2 protein-coding genes are annotated in these 2,566 nt (G+C 66.0%); one reads left to right on the forward strand and one right to left on the reverse strand.

Translation table 11 applies throughout. From position 1 onward, the window contains the following. Nucleotides 1-2: 2 nt before the first annotated feature. On the reverse strand, nt 3-1,331 hold the full coding sequence (locus OXU43_03755; GenBank protein ID MDD9824272.1) for a UDP-glucose/GDP-mannose dehydrogenase family protein: 1,329 nt from the start codon (nt 1,329-1,331) through the stop codon (nt 3-5). A 300-nt stretch (nt 1,332-1,631) separates the two neighbouring features. Between OXU43_03755 and asnB the strand changes: the two genes are divergently transcribed. Beyond that, nucleotides 1,632-2,566: asparagine synthase (glutamine-hydrolyzing) (gene asnB, locus OXU43_03760; GenBank protein MDD9824273.1), on the forward strand; the 935-nt coding region annotated here is incomplete at its 3' end.

The following is a 2,566-nucleotide window of genomic DNA, read 5'->3' on the forward strand; positions in this document are numbered from 1 at the left end:
TCTCAAGCCGTCCTGCCGATGCCGTAATAACGAAAGCCCGCGGCGGCGCACAGCCGCGGGTCGTAGATATTGCGACCGTCGAATATCGTCTTGCCGCGCATCAACCCGGCCAGGCGTTCCAGGTCGGGGTTCTGAAACGCCTTCCATTCGGTGGCCAACAGCAACGCATCGCAACCGGCAGCGGCCTTGTACGGGTCCTTGCAGAAACGCAGCCGTTCCTGGCGCCCCAGGGCCCGCTCCGCCGCGGCCATGGCCTGAGGGTCGAATGCTTGGACCCGGGCGCCGCTCTCCAGCAGTGCGCGCGCAACGGCCAGCGCCGGAGATTCTCGCACGTCGTCGGTGTCGGGCTTGAACGACAGCCCCCACAGCGCGAAACGCAGTCCCTGCAAATCCTCCCCGAAGCAGGAGCGGACCTTGCGCGGCAGCGCCTGCTTCTGGTCGCGGTTGACCGCCTCGACGGCCTCCAGGATGCGCGTCTCGCAACGACGGTCCGCCGCCGTCCGGCACAGCGCCTTGAGGTCTTTGGGCAGGCAGGAACCGCCGTAACCGCAGCCTGGATAAAGGAAGCGGTGACCGATCCGGGAGTCCGAGCCGATACCCTGGCGCACCTGCTCGATATCGGCGCCCAGCGCCTCCGCCATAGCGGCCATCTCGTTGATGAACGAGATCCGGGTTGCCAGCATGGCATTGGCGGCATACTTGGTCAGTTCCGCGGAACGCGCATCCATGCACAACAGGCGCCTGCGGTTACGGTTGAAAGGCGCATACAGTCGCTGCAAAACCTCCAAAGCAGCGGGGTCGTCGTCAACACCGACGATAATGCGCTCCGGCCGCATGAAATCCTGCACGGCCGTTCCCTCCTTAAGGAACTCCGGGTTGGAGACCACCGAGAAGTCCACGCGCCTGCCGCGCCCTCGCAGTTCTTCGGCCATGGCCTTGCGTATGTCCCCCACGGTGCCTACCGGGGCAGTGGACTTGTTGGCCACCAACCTGGGCGTGTCCATGTGGCGGGCGATGGCGCGGGCGACCTCCAGGACATGGCGCACATCGGCGCGTCCGTCCCCGTCCGGCGGCGTGGGCACCGCGAGGAACAGCACATCGCCATGGCGCACCGCCGCCTCCAGGTCGTCGCAAAACTCCAGCCTGCCGGCGGCGACATTGGCGCGCACCAGCGCTTCCAGGCCCGGTTCGTAAATGGGCAAACCGCCGTCGCGCAACAGGCGCACTTTGTCGCGGTCCTTGTCCATGCACAGGACGCAGTTCCCCGCGTCCGCGAAGCAGACGCCGGTCACCAGCCCCACGTACCCGGCACCGAAGATCGAAATGTTCATACGTGTTCCCTCAAGAATGGCGTCTCCCGGACAGCACCGAGAAAGCGTTGCGGGACGCCCTGCCCCACCCCTTGCTGGGGAAATAGATTATACTTGCTTTTTCTGGCGGCTATCGCGCACGGCTTCGACGCCCGCAAAACTTCCGTGACTCGGGAGCGGCGCAAGGCCCTGGCAACGGCAGGCGCACCATCTCCCAGAATCGTATTAAGTGATCGTGAATCAGTTGACCCCGCTACCGGCAGCCTCGAGCCATTGACGATTTCCCGCGAAATTCCAGACTTTCGAGTCACCGGGTAAGCCATGTGCGGCCTGGCAGGATTCATCGCAAATCCAGCCGGCGGGGCCACCGCCAGCGACCTGGAGACGGCGGCCTCGAAAATGGCCGACACCTTGCACCTGCGCGGCCCGGACGACGCAGGCGCCTGGTCGGACCCGGCGGCGGGACTGGCGCTGGGACACCGCCGCCTTGCCGTCATAGACCTCTCGGAGGCTGGCCGGCAACCGATGGTTTCCAGTTGCGGACGGTGGGTCATCGCCTACAACGGCGAGATCTATAACACGGACGAACTGCGCCCCGACCTCGCCGCCCGGGGGCGGCGCTTCCGGGGGCATTCCGACACCGAGGTGGTCCTGGAGGGATGCGCGGAGTGGGGCGTGCGCCGCACCCTGGAACGCATGATAGGCATGTTCGCATTCGCCGCCTGGGACCGGGAGAAACGCAGCCTCTACCTGGCGCGCGACCGGCTGGGCATCAAGCCGCTTTACTGGGGAGAGCACGGGGGACTGTTTCTATTCGGCTCCGAGCTCAAGGCCCTGCGTGCTCATCCCGGATGGACACCGCGACTTTCACCCCTGGCAACGGCCGCCTTCCTGCGCAACAACTACATCCCCAACCCCCTGACCATCTATGAGGGCGTACATATGCTGCCGCCCGGCACGGTGCTTACCCGCCGCGCCGACGGCAGTGTCGCGACGGAGGCGTACTGGCGGCTCGAAGACGCCGTCCGCGCCGGGCATGCGGCGCCCTTCGCCGGCACCGACGGCGAGGCCCTGGACACATTGGAAGCGCTGCTTCTGAACGCCGTCAAACGGAGGATGGTCGCCGACGTGCCGCTGGGCGTGTTCCTCTCCGGCGGCATAGACTCCTCCACCGTAGCCGCGCTCATGCAGTCGCTCTCTTCACGCCCGGTGCGCACTTTTTCCATCGGCTTCCACGAACCGGGCTACGACGAGGC

Source organism: Gammaproteobacteria bacterium, assembly GCA_028817255.1.
Taxonomy (GTDB): Bacteria; Pseudomonadota; Gammaproteobacteria; order Porifericomitales; family Porifericomitaceae; genus Porifericomes; species Porifericomes azotivorans.

Coding starts and splice junctions, on each gene's coding strand:
- OXU43_03755 (MDD9824272.1), bottom strand. CDS start 1,331: ATGAACATTTCGATCTTCGGTGCCGGGTACGTGGGGCTGGTGACCGGC.